Origin of the sequence: Allosalinactinospora lopnorensis, assembly GCF_000981225.1 — a bacterium.
Classification (GTDB): Bacteria; Actinomycetota; Actinomycetes; order Streptosporangiales; family Streptosporangiaceae; genus Allosalinactinospora; species Allosalinactinospora lopnorensis.
Window position 1 is genome coordinate 1 of sequence record NZ_LAJC01000095.1, and the last position, 14,894, is coordinate 14,894.

Annotated in this window: 15 protein-coding genes and 1 pseudogene; 7 read left to right on the forward strand and 9 right to left on the reverse strand. The window is 71.1% G+C overall.

Annotation, left to right across the window (positions count from 1 at the left end; genetic code table 11):
* The 6 genes and pseudogenes from VS93_RS23770 to VS93_RS23795 all read right to left on the reverse strand — a co-directional run.
* The coding region (locus VS93_RS23770) for a cytochrome d ubiquinol oxidase subunit II (RefSeq protein ID WP_162231711.1) at positions 1 to 705 on the reverse strand (705 nt) is incomplete at its 3' end.
* A 25-nt stretch (positions 706 to 730) separates the two neighbouring features.
* Positions 731 to 1,974 (reverse strand): annotated as a pseudogene (locus VS93_RS23775) (cytochrome ubiquinol oxidase subunit I).
* A 222-nt stretch (positions 1,975 to 2,196) separates the two neighbouring features.
* The gene (locus tag VS93_RS23780; protein ID WP_046472098.1) at positions 2,197 to 2,865 is read right to left on the reverse strand and encodes a response regulator; all 669 of its coding nucleotides are present in this window, start codon (positions 2,863 to 2,865) and stop codon (positions 2,197 to 2,199) included.
* Complete coding sequence (locus VS93_RS23785) at positions 2,862 to 4,025, reverse strand: sensor histidine kinase (protein ID WP_046472107.1); 1,164 nt, start codon at positions 4,023 to 4,025, stop codon at positions 2,862 to 2,864. The genes VS93_RS23780 and VS93_RS23785 overlap by 4 nt, the downstream gene beginning before the upstream one ends.
* A 69-nt stretch (positions 4,026 to 4,094) precedes the next feature.
* Entirely contained in the window at positions 4,095 to 4,961 is an 867-nt protein-coding gene (locus VS93_RS23790) for a spermidine synthase (protein WP_046472099.1), read from the reverse strand.
* 312 nt (positions 4,962 to 5,273) lie between these two features.
* Entirely contained in the window at positions 5,274 to 5,672 is a 399-nt protein-coding gene (locus VS93_RS23795; RefSeq protein WP_046472100.1) for a hypothetical protein, read from the reverse strand.
* Between the two features lie 410 nt (positions 5,673 to 6,082).
* On the opposite strand from VS93_RS23795, the gene VS93_RS27335 reads away from it, so the two are divergent.
* Positions 6,083 to 6,754, forward strand: coding sequence for a hypothetical protein (locus VS93_RS27335; RefSeq protein ID WP_052745958.1), 672 nt, complete (start codon positions 6,083 to 6,085; stop codon positions 6,752 to 6,754).
* 62 nt (positions 6,755 to 6,816) lie between these two features.
* On the opposite strand, the gene VS93_RS23805 is transcribed toward VS93_RS27335, so the two are convergent.
* On the reverse strand, positions 6,817 to 7,677 hold the full coding sequence (locus VS93_RS23805) for an aldo/keto reductase (protein WP_046472101.1): 861 nt from the start codon (positions 7,675 to 7,677) through the stop codon (positions 6,817 to 6,819).
* A 147-nt stretch (positions 7,678 to 7,824) separates the two neighbouring features.
* Between VS93_RS23805 and VS93_RS23810 the strand changes: the two genes are divergently transcribed.
* Both VS93_RS23810 and VS93_RS23815 read left to right on the forward strand, forming a co-directional pair.
* Positions 7,825 to 8,715 (forward strand): LysR family transcriptional regulator, encoded by an 891-nt coding sequence (locus VS93_RS23810; RefSeq protein WP_046472102.1) that lies wholly within the window; start codon positions 7,825 to 7,827, stop codon positions 8,713 to 8,715.
* Between the two features lie 68 nt (positions 8,716 to 8,783).
* Positions 8,784 to 10,535 carry a proline--tRNA ligase gene (locus VS93_RS23815; protein WP_173434361.1) on the forward strand — a complete coding sequence of 584 codons (1,752 nt, stop codon included), beginning with the start codon at positions 8,784 to 8,786 and terminating at the stop codon, positions 10,533 to 10,535.
* A gap of 28 nt (positions 10,536 to 10,563) precedes the next feature.
* Here VS93_RS23815 and VS93_RS23820 read toward each other — a convergent pair whose 3' ends face one another.
* Positions 10,564 to 11,031 carry a ferritin-like domain-containing protein gene (locus tag VS93_RS23820; protein WP_046472103.1) on the reverse strand — a complete coding sequence of 156 codons (468 nt, stop codon included), beginning with the start codon at positions 11,029 to 11,031 and terminating at the stop codon, positions 10,564 to 10,566.
* The gene (locus VS93_RS23825; protein ID WP_236700704.1) at positions 11,028 to 11,531 is read right to left on the reverse strand and encodes a hypothetical protein; all 504 of its coding nucleotides are present in this window, start codon (positions 11,529 to 11,531) and stop codon (positions 11,028 to 11,030) included. The genes VS93_RS23820 and VS93_RS23825 overlap by 4 nt, the downstream gene beginning before the upstream one ends.
* Positions 11,532 to 11,835: 304 nt before the next feature.
* On the opposite strand from VS93_RS23825, the gene rimP reads away from it, so the two are divergent.
* The 4 genes from rimP (at position 11,836) to VS93_RS28675 (ending at position 14,688) form a co-directional block, all read left to right on the forward strand.
* Positions 11,836 to 12,318 (forward strand): ribosome maturation factor RimP, encoded by a 483-nt coding sequence (gene rimP / locus VS93_RS23830; RefSeq protein WP_046472104.1) that lies wholly within the window; start codon positions 11,836 to 11,838, stop codon positions 12,316 to 12,318.
* Positions 12,319 to 12,342: 24 nt separating this feature from the next.
* Positions 12,343 to 13,383 carry a transcription termination factor NusA gene (gene nusA / locus VS93_RS23835; RefSeq protein WP_046472105.1) on the forward strand — a complete coding sequence of 347 codons (1,041 nt, stop codon included), beginning with the start codon at positions 12,343 to 12,345 and terminating at the stop codon, positions 13,381 to 13,383.
* A gap of 1 nt (position 13,384) precedes the next feature.
* Positions 13,385 to 13,687: a YlxR family protein gene (locus VS93_RS28670; protein ID WP_156184995.1), complete on the forward strand. Its 303-nt coding sequence runs from the start codon at positions 13,385 to 13,387 to the stop codon at positions 13,685 to 13,687.
* A 230-nt stretch (positions 13,688 to 13,917) separates the two neighbouring features.
* Positions 13,918 to 14,688 carry a translation initiation factor IF-2 N-terminal domain-containing protein gene (locus tag VS93_RS28675; protein WP_338022789.1) on the forward strand — a complete coding sequence of 257 codons (771 nt, stop codon included), beginning with the start codon at positions 13,918 to 13,920 and terminating at the stop codon, positions 14,686 to 14,688.
* Positions 14,689 to 14,894: the final 206 nt, after the last annotated feature.

The following is a 14,894-nucleotide window of genomic DNA, read 5'->3' on the forward strand; positions in this document are numbered from 1 at the left end:
GACCGCGGCCGCCAACCCGGCCGACGCCCCGCGGGCGAGCATCCGGGTCGCCTGGGCGGCGACATCGGCGCTCTCAGCGGTGTTGGCGGCGGGGCGGGCGTGCTGGACCGGCGCGGCGAGCGCGGTTCCCCCACTGGACGGCGCGGCGTTCGGGCCCGCGCTCACCGGGCCGCCGTCGAGCGGCTCGTTCACCGGTACCAGGCGCTCGGCGCCGAAAGCGGCCCCGCGCAGCGCGAAGAGCAGGACCACGGTGAGGGCGCAGGCGATCGCGAACGGGCTGAGCGGGCGTCCGCCGCTGAGCAGACCGCCGATCGCCAGTCCCCAGCCCAGCGCCAGTGTCCAGCTGCCCGCCGTGATCGCCGTGTCCCACGCGCCTCGCCACGCGCCGCCGTCCACCCGGGCGCGCAGCCACAGCCCCGCGTCGCGCCACAGCCACCCGGCCAGGATCGCGACGAACACGGGCCACAGCCCGACGACGATCTCGCTTTTCAACGCGGGGAACAGCCCGGCGACGGTACCGATCGCCCCGACCAGCCACACCTCCGTGCCGAGAAAGTACGGGGCGATCGCGCGGACCAGGCGCCGACGCTCGCCGGAGGTCCGCGCCACGTATGGCATGAGCATGCCGAGGCCGATATCGCATCCCGCCAGCACGAAGTACCCCACCACCAGGCCGGTGAGGAAGAGTACGGCGACGATCTCCATGATGGTCTCCTCAGACGCGACAGGACTAGAAGGTGTGGACGGGAAGCAGCGGATCACGACCGGGTCGGCGGGACGGGGCGAGCGGACCACCCTGGGGACCTCGCCGGGCGAAGCGCACCAGGAGCCAGAGGGTGACCGTCGCCAGCACCGCGAACGCCGCGGTGAACAGGGTGAACGAGGCCACCGCCATACCCGGTGACATGTCCGTCATCGCGTCGGCCGTGGTCAGGTGGTGGATGACCGTCCACGGCTGGCGCCCGGTCTCCCGGAACACCCACCCGCCCACGCTCGCGGTGTAGGCAGAAACGGGCAGAACACCAGGATCCAGTGGAACCAGCGCCACCGGTGCAGCCGGCGGATCAGCCACAGGAACAGCCCCACCGCGGCGACGCCGACCATGGCCGTCCAGCACAGGAGCATGAGCAGGTGCCCGGCCACGCCGAACGCCTCCGCCGCGGCGCCGTTGTAGGACTCCTCGATGCCCGCGATCTCGGTGCCGCTCAGGGTGCGGCCGCTGGTCGGGGGCTCCTGACCGAACATCGCGTACTGCGTGCCCCCGAAGGCCGCCACCGGCAGCAGGGCCAGAGCCGCGACGGTGACCCCGCTGGTGATCCCGCGGCGGTACATCCCGCCGGGGTCGTTCCCCCTGGCGAGGTGATAGGCGCTCACCGCCGCCACCACCAGCCCGCCCAGCAGCAGGGCGCCGGCGACGATGTGCCCGAACGCCAGGAGCGCCGCCGGGTTGGCCAGCAGCGCGCGGGGGTCGGTGAGCACGGCGACACCGCCACGGATCTCGAAGCCGACCGGGTTCTTCAGGAAACCGTTCGCGACGAGCACCCAGTACGCCGAGGCGTAGGCGGTCGCCGCCACAACGGCGAAGCATGCGAGGTGCGACCAGCGGCCCATCCGGTCCCATCCGAAGATCCACAGCCCCAGGAAGGTCGACTCGATGAAGAAGGCCGCCATCGTCTCGACCGCGAGCGGGGCGCCGAAGGCGTAGCCGAACATGTCGCCCAGCCCGCTCCAGTTGGTCGCCAGCTGCAGCTCCATGACGAGACCGGAGAGCACGCCCATCCCGTAGTTCACCAGGTAGAGGCCGCCCCAGAAGCGCCCCCCGAGCATCAGGGCCTCGTCGCCGCGCAGGGTGGCCCGCAACTGGCCGAACAGGATGAACGGGGCCAGCCCGAGTGTGAGCGCCACGAAGATGTAGTGGGTGCTCGCGGTGAGGGCGAACTGCAGCCTCGCCAGGAGCAGGGGGTCCTCGAACACGGCGGCGACTCCTTGCGAACCGGTGTGGTCTGTGACGGGACCGATCATCCCCGGGCGCGGCGCCGCACCGCGTCGCCCAGCGGAGGGCACCTGCACTACGCCTGCGGGAGGCCTGACGGGTCGGGGCTGTTCCTCCAGGCGTAGGGACCTCCCCGACACCCCCTCCGGGGCCGGGACGGCCGGGTCAGGGGAGCCGCGGCGCCGCACACCGCCGGAGAGGGGTCAGCAGCCGGTCCACCCCGGCCGTACCAGGCCGCTCTCGTAGGCGACCACCACGAGCTGGGCGCGGTCGCGCGCCCGCAACTTCACCATCGTCCGGCTGACGTGTGTTTTCGCGGTCGCGGGGCTGAGCACGAGGCGCGCGGCGATCTCCTCGTTGGACAACCCCTCGCCGACCAGCGCGAGCACCTCGCGTTCGCGACCGGTGAGCTCGTTCAGCCGCGTGTCGGGTTCCGGCCTGTGCGGCCGGCGGGCGTAGTCGGCGATGAGCCGCCGGGTGACATTAGGGGAGAGGAGCGCGTCGCCGCGGGCGACCACGCGCACGCCCTGCAGCAGGTCCTCGGGCTCGGTGTCCTTGACCAGGAAACCGCTGGCCCCGGTCCGCAGCGCCTCGAAGATGTACTCGTCCAGGTCGAACGTCGTGAGGATGACGACGCGGGTCCTGGTGAGAGCGGGGTCGGACAGGATCCGCCGCGCCGCGGCCAGACCGTCCGTGCCGGGCATCCGGATGTCCATCAGGACGACATCGGGCCGCTCGGACCGGGCCAGCCGCGCGGCCTGCGCGCCCTCCTCGGCCTCGGCGACGACGCTGATGTCCGCGGCGCTGTCGAGCAGCGCCCGGAACCCGGCGCGCACCAGTGCCTGGTCGTCGGTGAGCAGTACCCGGATCATGTTTCCCCGATCTCGCTGCCCGGCAGCCGCGCCCGGACACGGAAGCCGCCGCCGTCGCCGGGGGCGGCCTGGAGCTCCCCGCCGAGCGCCGCGGCCCGTTCCCGCATGCCGAGGATCCCGTTGCCCAGTACGAAGCCGTCGGGCGCCCCGGCGCCATCGTCCTCGATCTCCAGGCGCAGGCCCGGCCCGTCGTGGTCGAGCCGCACGGTGACCTTCGTCGCCGAGGCGTGCCGGACGGCGTTGGTCAGCGACTCCTGCACGATCCGGTAGGCGGCGCTCTCGATGTTCGCGACGAGCCCCCGGGGCTCGCCCTCGTAGTGGAGCTCCACGGCGACGCCGGCGGCGCGGGTCCGCTCGGCCAGGGCCGGGAGCCGGTCGATCCCGGGCGTGGGGGAGCGCGGAGCCTCCTCGTCGGCGACACGCAGCGCGCCCAGCGTGGAGCGCAGCTCCCGCAGCGTCTCCTTGCTGGTCGACTTGATCGTCGAGAGCGCGTCGCGGGCACGCTCGGGCTCGGAGTCCATGAGGTACAGCGCGGTGCCCGCCTGGACGTTGATCAGGGAGATGTTGTGGGCGATGACGTCGTGCACCTCGCGGGCCAGCCGCACCCGCTCGTCGGCCGTTCGGCGGCGCACCTCCTCCTCGCGGGCGTGTGCGGCCTCCTCCTGGTGCGCGCGCTGCACCGTGGTGTACTCGGCACGCTTGCGGACCACCTCGCCCGTGATCAGCACAACCAGCACCCAGGCGAACGCGCCCAGCACGTACTCCGGGCGCGGCGCCCCGAATACGACGGTCTCCCAGACGTGGATGATCAGGAACTGGGCGAGGCCGAGCAGCCACCCCTGCCACCGGTAGCCCCGCGCCACAGCGGTGTAGAGGGCGACGGCGCCCGCGATGACGACGAAGCCGTCGGCGTGGTTGAGCGGGTAGTAGACGGTGGCGGCCGTCCCGGAGACCGCCGCCACCGGAACCGGATAGAGATCGCGCAGCGCCAGCGGGGTAACGGCCAGCACGATCAGCGGCAGTCCCCACGGCAGCAGCGGCTGGATCGCGTGCGGCGGCACCGACCACGTGGCGTAGAGCGTGCTGAAGGCGGTGGCGCAGCCGACGGCCAGGGCGAGGAGCACGTCCTCGCGCGGGATCCGCCGGAAGAAGCTCTTCATCGGGGTCAACGGTACGCCGGGAGGGTAGTGCCGGCGCGTCCTCCCGGGGAAGGCGCTTCAGGGCGGTGGCTACTCCACTCGGAGTAGCCCGGCCGTCTCAGCGTACGAACGTGCCTCGGGCGGGACCGGGGAGTCCTGGGCGGTGGCGTCGCGCACCGGGGGAGCGCCCGCGGTGAAACGCTCCAGGTCCGCCCCCGCGAGCAGCCGCGCCATGTCGGGGTCGCGGTGGGCACGGCGGGCGAGCTCGTCCACGGGCAGCGGCCGGTCGGAGGCGGCCAGCACCAGGTTGCCGAACCGGCGGCCGCGCAGCACGCCGGGCTCGGCGATCAGAGCCGTCTCGGCGAAGACCGCCGCGGCCGTGGCGACCTGGGCCCGCGTGTGCCCGAGCCGCCGCCCGTCGCCGATGTTGGCCGCGTACACCCCGCCGGGGCGCAGCACGCGCGCCGCATCGGTGCAGAACTCCACCGAGGTCAGGTGCCCGGGGGTGCGCCCGCCGGCGAAGACGTCGCAGACGAGCAGGTCGGCGCTGTCGGTCCGGCGCCGCGCCAGCCAGGACCGCGCGTCCCCCGTGCCGACCCGGATGCCGGCCCGGCGGTCCCACGGCAGCTTGTCGCGGACGAGGTCGATCACCCGCTGGTCGTGGTCGACGGCCCGCTGCCGCGACCCGGGCCGGGCCGCGGCGATGTAGCGGGCCAGGGTGAGCGCGCCCGCGCCGAGGTGCAGCGCCTCGATCGGCCGCCCGGCCGGCGCGCACAGGTCGGCCACGTGGCCGAACCGCCGCACGTACTCGAAGTCCAGGTACGTGGGGTCGGAGAGGTCGACGTGCGACTGGGGCGTGCCGTCGACCAGCAGGATCCACGAGTCGGTCCGGTCGGCGTCACCCAGCAGCTCCACCGCCGGCGCCTCCGGCGGTACCGCCGCCTCGCGCTTCCCCATGCCCCAACGGTACGGGGCCCGGCGGCCACCTGATCCCGACGTTTCTGTGTCAATTGGTGGGGTGGTGGGGATCGGTCGTGTCCGCCCGCGGGGTTCGGAGTGCGTTAGCAGGTCGCGGCCGGATCTGTCCACCCTCACCGTGTTGGGGGCGCACCGGCCTCCGTGATGTTATTTCCGCCGTGGGGCCACTGGAGTGGTCATAAGAGCACGGCGGGGGAGAGGCGTTACCAGTGATCTTGACGAAGGCGGTCCTTCGGCGCACCGAAGGACCGCCTTCGTCAAGATCAGCGGGAAACCTGAGGTGCGTGGCGGTCAGGAACCGGCGGATTCGAACCGCGTGAAGCCCGCGTACGGTTCGTCCACAACCACGCTTCCGTTCTCCCCCAGCATCAGCGCCTTTTGATGCAGCCCGCTCAGCGCCTTGTCGCTCAGCCGTCCGTATGCCTCGATCGCCCGCAGTTCGATGAGGTCCGCGAACTTGCGGAAGACCGGGCCCGCGACCTCCATGTGGAGTTCCAGCGAGGCGGAGTCGGGGTGAACCGCGACGACGGTCATCCGGCCGGCTTCCTCGTTGATGTAGAAGCCGTAGGAGAGCAACTGCGGCTCATGCGTGTCGACGAAGTCGGCCAACTCAGCGGCGGCCTTCCTGACCTCCTCCAGCTTGCCCTCGCGGATCTCAGAGCGGTCGATGTAGACGATCGGCTCGGACATGCTCTCTCCCCGATGGGCGTTCCGCAGTCACCGCCAAAGCCGAGGCGGGCCCTGAGGTGGTGGTTTCCCCTCAAGCTACGCGTGCCGACGCAGCCGTGTCCATCCCTCCATGGGGTACCGGCGTCACGGCGAGGTGCCGCTGAACAGCGCGGTTACCAGGCCCGCGAGCCGGAGCGCGGGCGTGGTAACCGGGACCTCGTCGCCAGCACCGGCCATGGGTGGTCGGGCACCGCCTGTTCGGATGTGACCGTCGGTTGTGTTCCGGCCACAAGGCTACGCCGGCGGAAGCCTCTCCGCCTGGCCGGTTCCGGTCCCGGGCACCGGTGTTCTCGCCGTGGCCGGCGGGCAACCGGGGTGCGCGGCGGGTCGTCGTAGGGACGGGCCGGTTTCCCGAGCGAGGTGGGGTTCCTGTGGGTGTTTTCGTGCTGACGATCGTGCTGTCCCTTGTGCTCTTTCTTCCCGTGGCGATCCGTCCGCGGATCTGGTGGGAGCTGAGTCACTGGCAGTACCGGAACCCGGAGGCGAACGAGCCCAGCGAGGACGCGTTCCTGTTCCGGCGGATCGTCGCCGTTGTGTCGCTGCTCCTCTTCCCCGGTCTCGGGTACGCCTACCACGTCTCCTCCGTCGAGGCGGAGGAGCGGGCCGAACAGCGCGCCGAGGAGCGCGACGAGCGGCTGGAGCGGGTGAATGAGGGCGTAATCGAGGGGATCGAGAACGCGGAGTCGCGTGACCTGGAGCTGGAGCCGGGAGAGGGAGGCCGGTCCGGACACCTCCTCGGCTATGAGGGTGACGCGGACGCCGAGACGCTGACCGTGGTCTACGAGCTCTCGCCCTGCGGCCGACTCGACGAGGCGTCGGTCGAGGAGGGCGAGGACGAGGTGGAGGTCCGCCCCGTGGAAAGCAGGTTCTCGGGCAGCTTCGATGATGCGTGCCGGAGTTCTCACCAGACCGGCCCCGGCAGCAGGGAGATCGAGCTTGACAAGCCGCTCCGTGACCGGCGGGTGGTGCTGCCGGCGGGGAGGAGATTCCCGAATGCGGCGCGGCGTGCGAGGACGGCATCGAGTAACTCCGGCCGATCTTGAGGAAAGCGGTCCCTCAGCGCGCGCTGAGAGACCGCTTTCCTCAAGATCGGCCGGAATCGTGGCTAGTCCCGGTCGAGCCGGGCCAGGTCCTCCGTGCTGAGCTTGAGGTCGGCGGCAGCGCAGCTGTCCCGGATGGTCTCCGGGCGCGAGGCTCCGGGGATCGGGACGACGGTGGGCGCTTTGGCGAGCATCCAGGCCAGGCAAACCTGCTGCGGGCTGACGCCGTACCCGTCCGCGACCGCGGCGAACACGGCGTGGTTCCCGGCCAGTTCGGACGCGCGGGAGATCCCGCCCAGGGGGCTCCAGGGCAGGAACGCGATGCCGAGCTCGTCACACAGCCGCAGCTCCGGTTCGCTGGAGCGGAACCGGGGGGAGAACTGGTTCTGCACTGACGATAGGCGCCCGCCCAGGACGCTGCTGGCCGTGCGGATCTGCTCGGGGTCGGCGTTGGAGATCCCGGCCAGCCGGATCTTGCCCTCGTCCAGCAGATCGCTCAGCGCGCTGACGGACTCCTCGTAGGGGACCTCGGGATCGGGGCGGTGGAACTGGTACAGGCCGATCGCCTCGACCCCCAGGCTGCGCAGCGACGCCTCGCACGCCTGCTTCAGGTACTCCGGGCGGCCGTTCAGTGTCCACGTGCCGTCGCCGGGGCGCCGGTGGCCGCCCTTGGTGGCGACGAGGACGTGGGAGGTGTCGGCGCCGTAGGACGCCAGGGCCTCCGCGATCAGCGCTTCGTTGTGCCCGAGCTCCCCGACGTCGCGCTGGTAGGCGTCGGCGGTGTCGATCAGCGACACCCCGGCGTCCAACGCGGCGTGGATCGTCGCGATCGACCGATTCCGCTCGGGGCGGCCCTCGATGGACATGGGCATACCGCCCAGCCCGATCGCGCTGACGGAACGGTCACCGATGGTTCGCGTCTGCATTCTCTTCTGCTCTTTCCGGGGTTCGACGGTTGCGTGGGGCCGGGCGCGGTGGCTGTCGTGCCCGGCGGCCCCTACAGACTGCTGGCCGCGCGGTTAAGCTGTCCAACAGAAGAAAACGATCGCGTTATTCGCCTGGAGTGATCAATCGTGGAACTGCGGCAGCTCGAATACTTCGTGGCGGTCGCGGAGGAGTGCCATTTCACCCGCGCCGCGCAGCGGATGCGCGTCGCCCAGTCCGGCCTCTCCGCGTCGATCCGGTCGCTGGAGCGCGAGCTCGGGGCCCCGCTGTTCGTCCGCAGCACCCGCAGGGTCGGGCTCACCGACGCGGGCCGGGCGCTGCTGCCGGAGGCGCGGCAGGCGCTTGCGAAGGTGGAGGACGCCCGTGACGTCGTCGCCGCTGTGCGTGGACTGCTGCGCGGCACGCTGCGCGTGGGCACCCTGCAGTGCCTGAGCGGGATCGACGTCCCCCGGGTACTGGCCGGCTTCCACGCCAAGCACCCGCACGTGGAGATCCGCCTGCAGCAGGACGGGACGGCGGCCCTGCTGGACGGACTGCGCTCCGGACGGCTCGACCTCGCGTTCACCGCCGTGGGGGAGGGCGAGGGCGGCGACCTGGAGCTGACACCGATCGCCGCGGAACCGATGGTCCTCGCCTGCGCGCTGGAGCACCGCTTCGCCGAACGGGACGAGCTCGCCCTGGCCGAGCTCGACGGCGAGCCCTTCGTGGACTTCACCGCCTCCTGGGGGACGCGCGAGGTCTGCGACGGGATGCTCGCGGCCCGGGGTGTCGGCCGCCGGGTCGAGCTGGAGGTCAACGACGTACACACCCTGATCGACCTGGTCAGCCACGGCCTCGGGCTGGCGATCGTGCCCGAGCACTTCTCGGCCAAGACCGGCGCCGCCGCGTTCGTTCCCATCGCGGGGGCCGCGCAGTGGCGCACCGCGGTCGCTATGGCGAAGGAGCGCGCGGCGGGAACGGCGGCGCGGGCGCTGCGGGAGATGGTCCGCGACGAGATCGCGGCACCGAACCGGCTATGAGAGGTGCCGATGCCCGCTAGCCTGGACTGCACCCCAACTGCTTTTCGCGTCTCGATTGAGGAGTGGCCGTGCTGCTGCGGATGTCGACCCTGTTCCTGCGCACCCTGCGCGAGGACCCGGCGGACGCCGAGGTGCCGAGCCACAAGCTGCTGGCCCGCGGCGGCTACGTGCGCCGAACCGCGCCCGGGGTCTACTCCTGGCTGCCGCTCGGCAAGCTGGTGCTGGAGAACGTCACCTCCGTCGTGCGCGAGGAGATGAACCGCATCGGCGGCCAGGAACTGCTGCTGCCCGCGCTGCTGCCGCGCGAGTACTTCGAGACCACCGGCCGCTGGACCGAGTACGGCGACAGCGTCTTCCGGGTGGTCGACCGCAAGGGCGCCGACTACCTCCTCGGTCCCACGCACGAGGAGCTGTTCACCCATCTGGTCAAGGGCGAGTTCTCCTCGTACAAGGACTTCCCGGTGGTCCTCTACCAGATCCAGGAGAAGTTCCGCGACGAGGCCCGCCCGCGGGCCGGGATCCTGCGCGGGCGCGAGTTCCACATGAAGGACTCCTACTCCTTCGACCTCGACGACGAGGGACTGCAGCACTCCTATGACCTGCACCGCGACGCCTACGTCAGGATCTTCGACCGCCTCGGGCTGCGGTACGTGATCGTGTCGGCCATGTCCGGCGCCATGGGCGGGTCGGCCTCCGAGGAGTTCCTCGCCGAGACCTCCACCGGTGAGGACACGTTCGTGCGCAGCACCGGGTCCGGCTACGCCGCCAACGTGGAGGCGGTCCGCGTCCCGGTGCCGCCCGCGCTCCCCACCGAAGGGGCGCCCGAGGCGCGGGTACACCACACGCCGGACACCCCGACCATCGAGACCCTGGTCGACTTCTTCAACGGCGCCGGGATCGGGCGCACGGTCACCGCCGCCGACACGCTGAAGAACGTGCTCGTCAAGATCCGCCAGCCCGGCGACAGCGAGTGGGAGATCCTCGGCATCGGCGTGCCCGGTGACCGCGACGTCGACATGAAGCGCCTGGAGGCGGCGCTCGAACCCGCCGAGGTGGCCATGTTGGAGGAGGCCGACTTCGAGGCGAACCCCTTCCTGGTCAAAGGGTACGTCGGCCCGAACGCGCTGATCCATAACAAGCTGCGCTACCTGGCCGACCCCCGCGTCGTCGAGGGCACCCGGTGGATCACCGGCGCCGACCAGGCCGACCACCACGTTGTCGATCTCGTCTGCGGGCGCGACTTCGCCCCCGACGGCGTGATCGACGTCGCCGAGGTGCGCGACGGCGACCCCTCGCCCGACGGCCAGGGGACCCTCTACACGGCGCGCGGCATCGAGATCGGCCACGTGTTCCAGCTCGGCCGCAAGTACGCCGACGCCTACGAGCTCGACGCCCTCGGCCCAGACGGCAAGCCCAAGCGCATCACCATGGGCTCCTACGGCATCGGCGTGTCCCGGGTCGTCGCCGCGATCGTCGAGCAGTCCCACGACGACAAGGGCATCGTCTGGCCGCGCGAGGTCGCGCCGGCCGACGTCCACGTGGTGGGCACCGGCAAGGGCGAGCAGATCGAGGTCGCGGTGCGTATCGCCGAGGAGCTGACGGCCAGGGGGGTCCGTGTGCTCGTGGACGACCGCAAGGGCGTCTCGCCCGGGGTGAAGTTCACCGACGCCGAGCTGCTCGGCATCCCCACCAGCCTGATCGTGGGCAAGGGCCTGGACCAGGGGGTGCTGGAGCTGCGCGACCGCGCCAGCGGCGAGCGCGAGGAGATCGCGCTGGACACCGCCGTCGAGAAGGTCGCCGGCGTCGTAGCGGGCGAGTGAGGGCTGGCCGGGCGGCGTCGATTCCGGCTCATTCGGTCGATCCGAGTTCGGTGACCTCGTCGTCCGGGAAGCCCGGCAGTGGGGAAAGCTCCGCGCCCCAGGTCAGGCCGCGCACCGTCGCCTCCTGCAGGGAGCGGGTGGCCAGGTCGCGCAGCGAGGTGTCCTCGGCGGCGGCCATCTGCAGGTAGCCGCGTGCCGTCCGTTCCTCCAGCTTCGCCGCGAAGGCGTCCAGCGCGCTCTGGTCGGTGGAATCGGGCAACTCATAGGCGCTCTTCGAGACTGCCGGCGAGGCGTTGAGACGCACCAGTTCGGTCCGGAGGGTGTCGCGCTGCGCCCGGTGCTCGTCCAGGCAGTGGTAGCTGTGCTCGCGCAGGTCCCCCTCGCTGTGAGCGCCGATGAACCCGTAGCCGTAGACGGCCGCGTGCTCGGCGCGCAGCGCGTTCTGCAGCGCGCCGGTGTCGGTGAACTCCTCCGGGTCGGATTCCTCCGCGCTCAACTCTCCTCCTTGAGTATGTGGGCGTGGCCGATCTCGCAGGCGCCCACGGCGGCGATGAGCTGCGCCAGACCGGGATCGGAGATCTTGGCCAGCTGCCGGGGCCGCTCGCCGGCGGCGCTCTCCTCGGCCACGCGCAGCCCGGACACCGAGACGGGGGAGCCGGGGTCCGGGACGGCGTCGGGTGAGTTCTCGGGATCCCAGGGTTCATCGGTGCCGTGGTCGGGCAGCCGGTCGCGAAGCGCCCGGAGATGGTGCCGGTGGTGGACGAGCAGCCGCTCCAGGAGTTCCGCGGGGCCCTCGCCGGCCTCCAGCGTCGCCTCGTAGCGGGCGATCGTGCGCTTCTTGCCGGCGATCGTCCCGCGCAGCACGTACTCGTCCGGGCTGATCTCGCTCGGGTACCACCGCTCGCCCTGGCACCCGCTCAGGTTGGCGGCGGTGAGGGCCGCGATCGCCCCTGCGATGACCATGCGGCGGCTGAGGGCGCCGCGGTCGTGAACCAAGCCTGCCTCCCAATCGTGCTGGAGCCGAGGTCCCGTCTGCGGCGCCAATGGCCTGGAGACCGGTTATCGCGGACGCGATGATCGTATTTTTCCATGGCGCATCGGTATTCCGAGCACCCGTGAAGCGTGGCGAAAAGGGAGGTCCGGCACGCGGAACCCCACAGGATGCCTGGGCAGGGGTTGACTGTGGATACTCTTGATTTCAAACCGCCGTCACAGCGACGCGTGGAAAACTTATGTGCACAGCTGGACCGCCCCGCCTCGGTTCTAGGAAGCGGGCGGCATTCGCCGAGGAGGAACCCTGATGGGCGCGCAGGCTCGTCATGCCCGTCTCGCCGAGCTGATCGAGCCGGTTCTGGCCGAGGCCGGGCTGGACTTGGAGGGCATCGAGGTCACCCCGGCCGGCAAGCGTCGCCTGCTGCGTGTTGTGGTGGACTCCGACGACGGCGTTGATCTTGACATGGTCGGAGAGGTGAGCCGGGAGATCTCCGCTACGCTCGATACGTCCGATGCCATGGGCAAAGCCCCGTATGTGCTCGAAGTGACGTCTCCTGGAGTGGACCGGCCACTTACCCGGCCTCGGCACTGGCGGCGTTCACGCGGGCGCGTAGTGCACGCCCAACTCGCCGCCGGCGGCGAGGCGCGGGGCCGGGTGGTGGACGCCGACGAGTCCGGTGTGACCCTTGACATCAATGGTCAGACTCACTCATATGATTACTCTGACCTGGGGCGTGGCAAGGTCCAGGTGGAATTCCGCCGCGACGAGGACTTCGGCGCGGTGGATTAGAGGGGGAGCCCCGTGGATATCGATATGAGTGTCCTGCGCAGTTTGGAGCGCGAGAAGGACATCTCGGTGGACCTGGTCGTGAAGGCGATCGAGGATGCCCTGCTGATCGCTTATCACCGTCAGGAGGGAGCGCAGATCGCGGCGCGGGTCGAGCTGAACCGCTCCACCGGACATGTCGTCGTGTGGGCCGCCGAGACCGACGACGAGGGCAACGTCCTGCGGGAGTACGACGCCACCCCTGCCGGTTTCGGGCGCATCGCCACATCCACCGCGAAACAGGTCATTCTGCAGCGGCTGCGTGACGCGGAGGACGAACTGACGCTGGGCGAGTTCGCCGGACGCGAGTCGGAGATCGTCTCCGGCCTCATCCAGCAGGGCAAGGACCCGCGGAATGTGCTCGTCGACCTCGGCAAGATCGAGGCCATCCTGCCGCCGCAGGAGCAGGTCCCCGGTGAGGCGTACACGCACGGCGAGCGGATCAGGGCCTACGTGGTGCAGGTGCGCAAAGGGCACCGCGGCCCGTCGGTGACGCTCTCGCGCACCCACCCGAACCTGGTGCGCAAGCTCTTCGAGCTGGAGGTCCCGGAGATCGCCGACGGCACCGTCGAGATCGCGGCGATCGCGCGCGAGGCCGGGCACCGAACCAAGATGGCCGTCAAGTCGAACAAGGCCGGGGTGAACGCCAAGGGCGCGTGCATCGGCCCGTTGGGCAGCCGGGTCCGCAACGTCATGGCCGAGCTGAACGGGGAGAAGATCGACATCGTCGACTACTCCGAGGACCCCGCGGTCTTCGTGGGCAACGCGCTGTCACCGGCGCGCGTCAGCGACGTCGAGGTGCTCGACGCCGCGGCCAAGGTCGCCCGGGTCACCGTGCCCGACTACCAGCAGTCGCTGGCGATCGGCAAGGAAGGGCAGAACGCGCGGCTGGCCGCCCGGCTCACCGGATGGCGCATCGACATCCGCTCCGACGCCGACCCTGAGGACGAGCCGATCGATCCCTTCACCGGAGCTTCGGACGACGGCACCGACCACCCTTCGGGTTCAGCGGATGCGCCGGCGCGTTAAAATGGACGCCAGTGGTCGGCCGTCCCCTGTTCGCACCTGCGTGGGGTGTCGGTCGCGGGCAGCTCAGTCCGACCTGCTGCGGTTGGTCGCCGATACTGTCTCGGCCTCGGTTGTTGTGGATCCCGCGAGACGCATGCCGGGCCGGGGAGCCTATCTCCACGCCGACCGCCGGTGCTGGGAGAAGGCCGAGCGGCGAAGGGCCTGGCAACGGGTCTTCAGGGCCGCGAACGGCTTCGACACGTCTCGTGTCGCCGCCTATTTCGCCGCTGACCCGCACGTTGGAGTCGGTCGCGGTTCCAGATAGGGTTGGAATGATCACGCCGCCCATTTGGTTGTACTAACCGTGGTCGGCGGGTCTTGCTATGTCGGCATGCCCGATTCAATTGGCCCATTGTTGTGTAGCGACGAGGAAGCGGGTCGAGATTGCGATGAGCGCTCGATGAGTACGCAGCGATGAGTACGTCAAGCTAGCGACGGTCCGGCACAACCCCATGTCCCGGACCGAGGTAGAGGAGAGCAGTGGCGAAGGTCCGGGTGTACGAGCTCGCTAAGGAGTTCGGCGTAGAGAGCAAGGTCGTTCTGGCCAAGCTCAATGAAATGGGCGAATTTGTGCGGTCGGCGTCCTCGACGATAGAGGCCCCCGTCGTCCGTCGTCTCAAGGAAGCGTTCAACAACAGCAACGGCTCCGCCGAGCAGAAGACGGAGCAGAAGAAGAGCGGTGGTGGCCAGGGCAAGTCCCGCCCGGCACCCCCCAAGCAGCGTCCGCGTGCCGAGGCCGAGGCCGAGGCCGAGGCGCCGGCGGAGTCCGTGGTGGAGGAAACGGACGGCGCGACTCAGGAACGGCCCGCGGCTCCCAAGCCCGGCCCGAAGCCCTCAGCGCGGCCCGGCCCTTCTTCCGGTGACGCTCCCAAGCCGGGGCCCAAGCCGGGGCCCAAGCCGGGCCCCCGTCCCGCCGCCCCGAAGCCGGGCCCCTCAGGCGGCACCAAGTCCGGCGGCGGGCGTTCCGAGCGGAGCGAGCGGGGTCCCGGCCGCTCCGAAGGCGGCGGTAAGGGCTCGCGTTCCCAGACGCCGCGCCCGACCGGCCCGCGCCCGGGAAACAACCCGTTCGCCTCGACCGCCACCGGCATGGGCGCCAAGCCCGCGCCGCGTCCGGGCCCGAAGCCCGGCCCGCAGGGGGGGCCAGGGCGGCCAGGGCGGTACCCGTTCCGGCGGAGGCGAGCGCGGCGGTCCGCCGCGTCCGCAGGCTCCCCGTCCGCAGCCGCCCCGTCCGGGCGGGCAGCGTCCGGGAGGGCAGTCCTCCGGTAGCGGTCAGCGCCCCACCCCGGCGAACGCGGGCCCCCGCCCTGGTGGTCCGCGCCCCAGCCCGATGAACATGCCGTCCTCGCGCCCCGCTCCCGCCGGTGGCGGCGGCGGTGGCCGCGGTGGCGGTGGCGGCGGCCGCGGTGGCGGACGTCCCGGTAGTGGCGGCGGTACCGGTCGCGGTGCCCCGGCCGGTACCGGCCAGCGTCCCG

Bases quoted from the DNA above. Each gene is read 5' to 3' on its own strand.
- VS93_RS23805 (WP_046472101.1), bottom strand. From the start codon at position 7,677: ATGCAGACGCGAACCATCGGTGACCGTTCCGTCAGCGCGATCGGGCTG.
- VS93_RS23785 (WP_046472107.1), bottom strand. From the start codon at position 4,025: ATGAAGAGCTTCTTCCGGCGGATCCCGCGCGAGGACGTGCTCCTCGCC.
- VS93_RS28670 (WP_156184995.1), top strand. From the start codon at position 13,385: ATGGACGCCAGTGGTCGGCCGTCCCCTGTTCGCACCTGCGTGGGGTGT.
- nusA (WP_046472105.1), top strand. From the start codon at position 12,343: ATGAGTGTCCTGCGCAGTTTGGAGCGCGAGAAGGACATCTCGGTGGAC.
- VS93_RS23795 (WP_046472100.1), bottom strand. From the start codon at position 5,672: ATGTCCGAGCCGATCGTCTACATCGACCGCTCTGAGATCCGCGAGGGC.
- VS93_RS23790 (WP_046472099.1), bottom strand. From the start codon at position 4,961: ATGGGGAAGCGCGAGGCGGCGGTACCGCCGGAGGCGCCGGCGGTGGAG.
- VS93_RS23780 (WP_046472098.1), bottom strand. From the start codon at position 2,865: ATGATCCGGGTACTGCTCACCGACGACCAGGCACTGGTGCGCGCCGGG.
- rimP (WP_046472104.1), top strand. From the start codon at position 11,836: ATGGGCGCGCAGGCTCGTCATGCCCGTCTCGCCGAGCTGATCGAGCCG.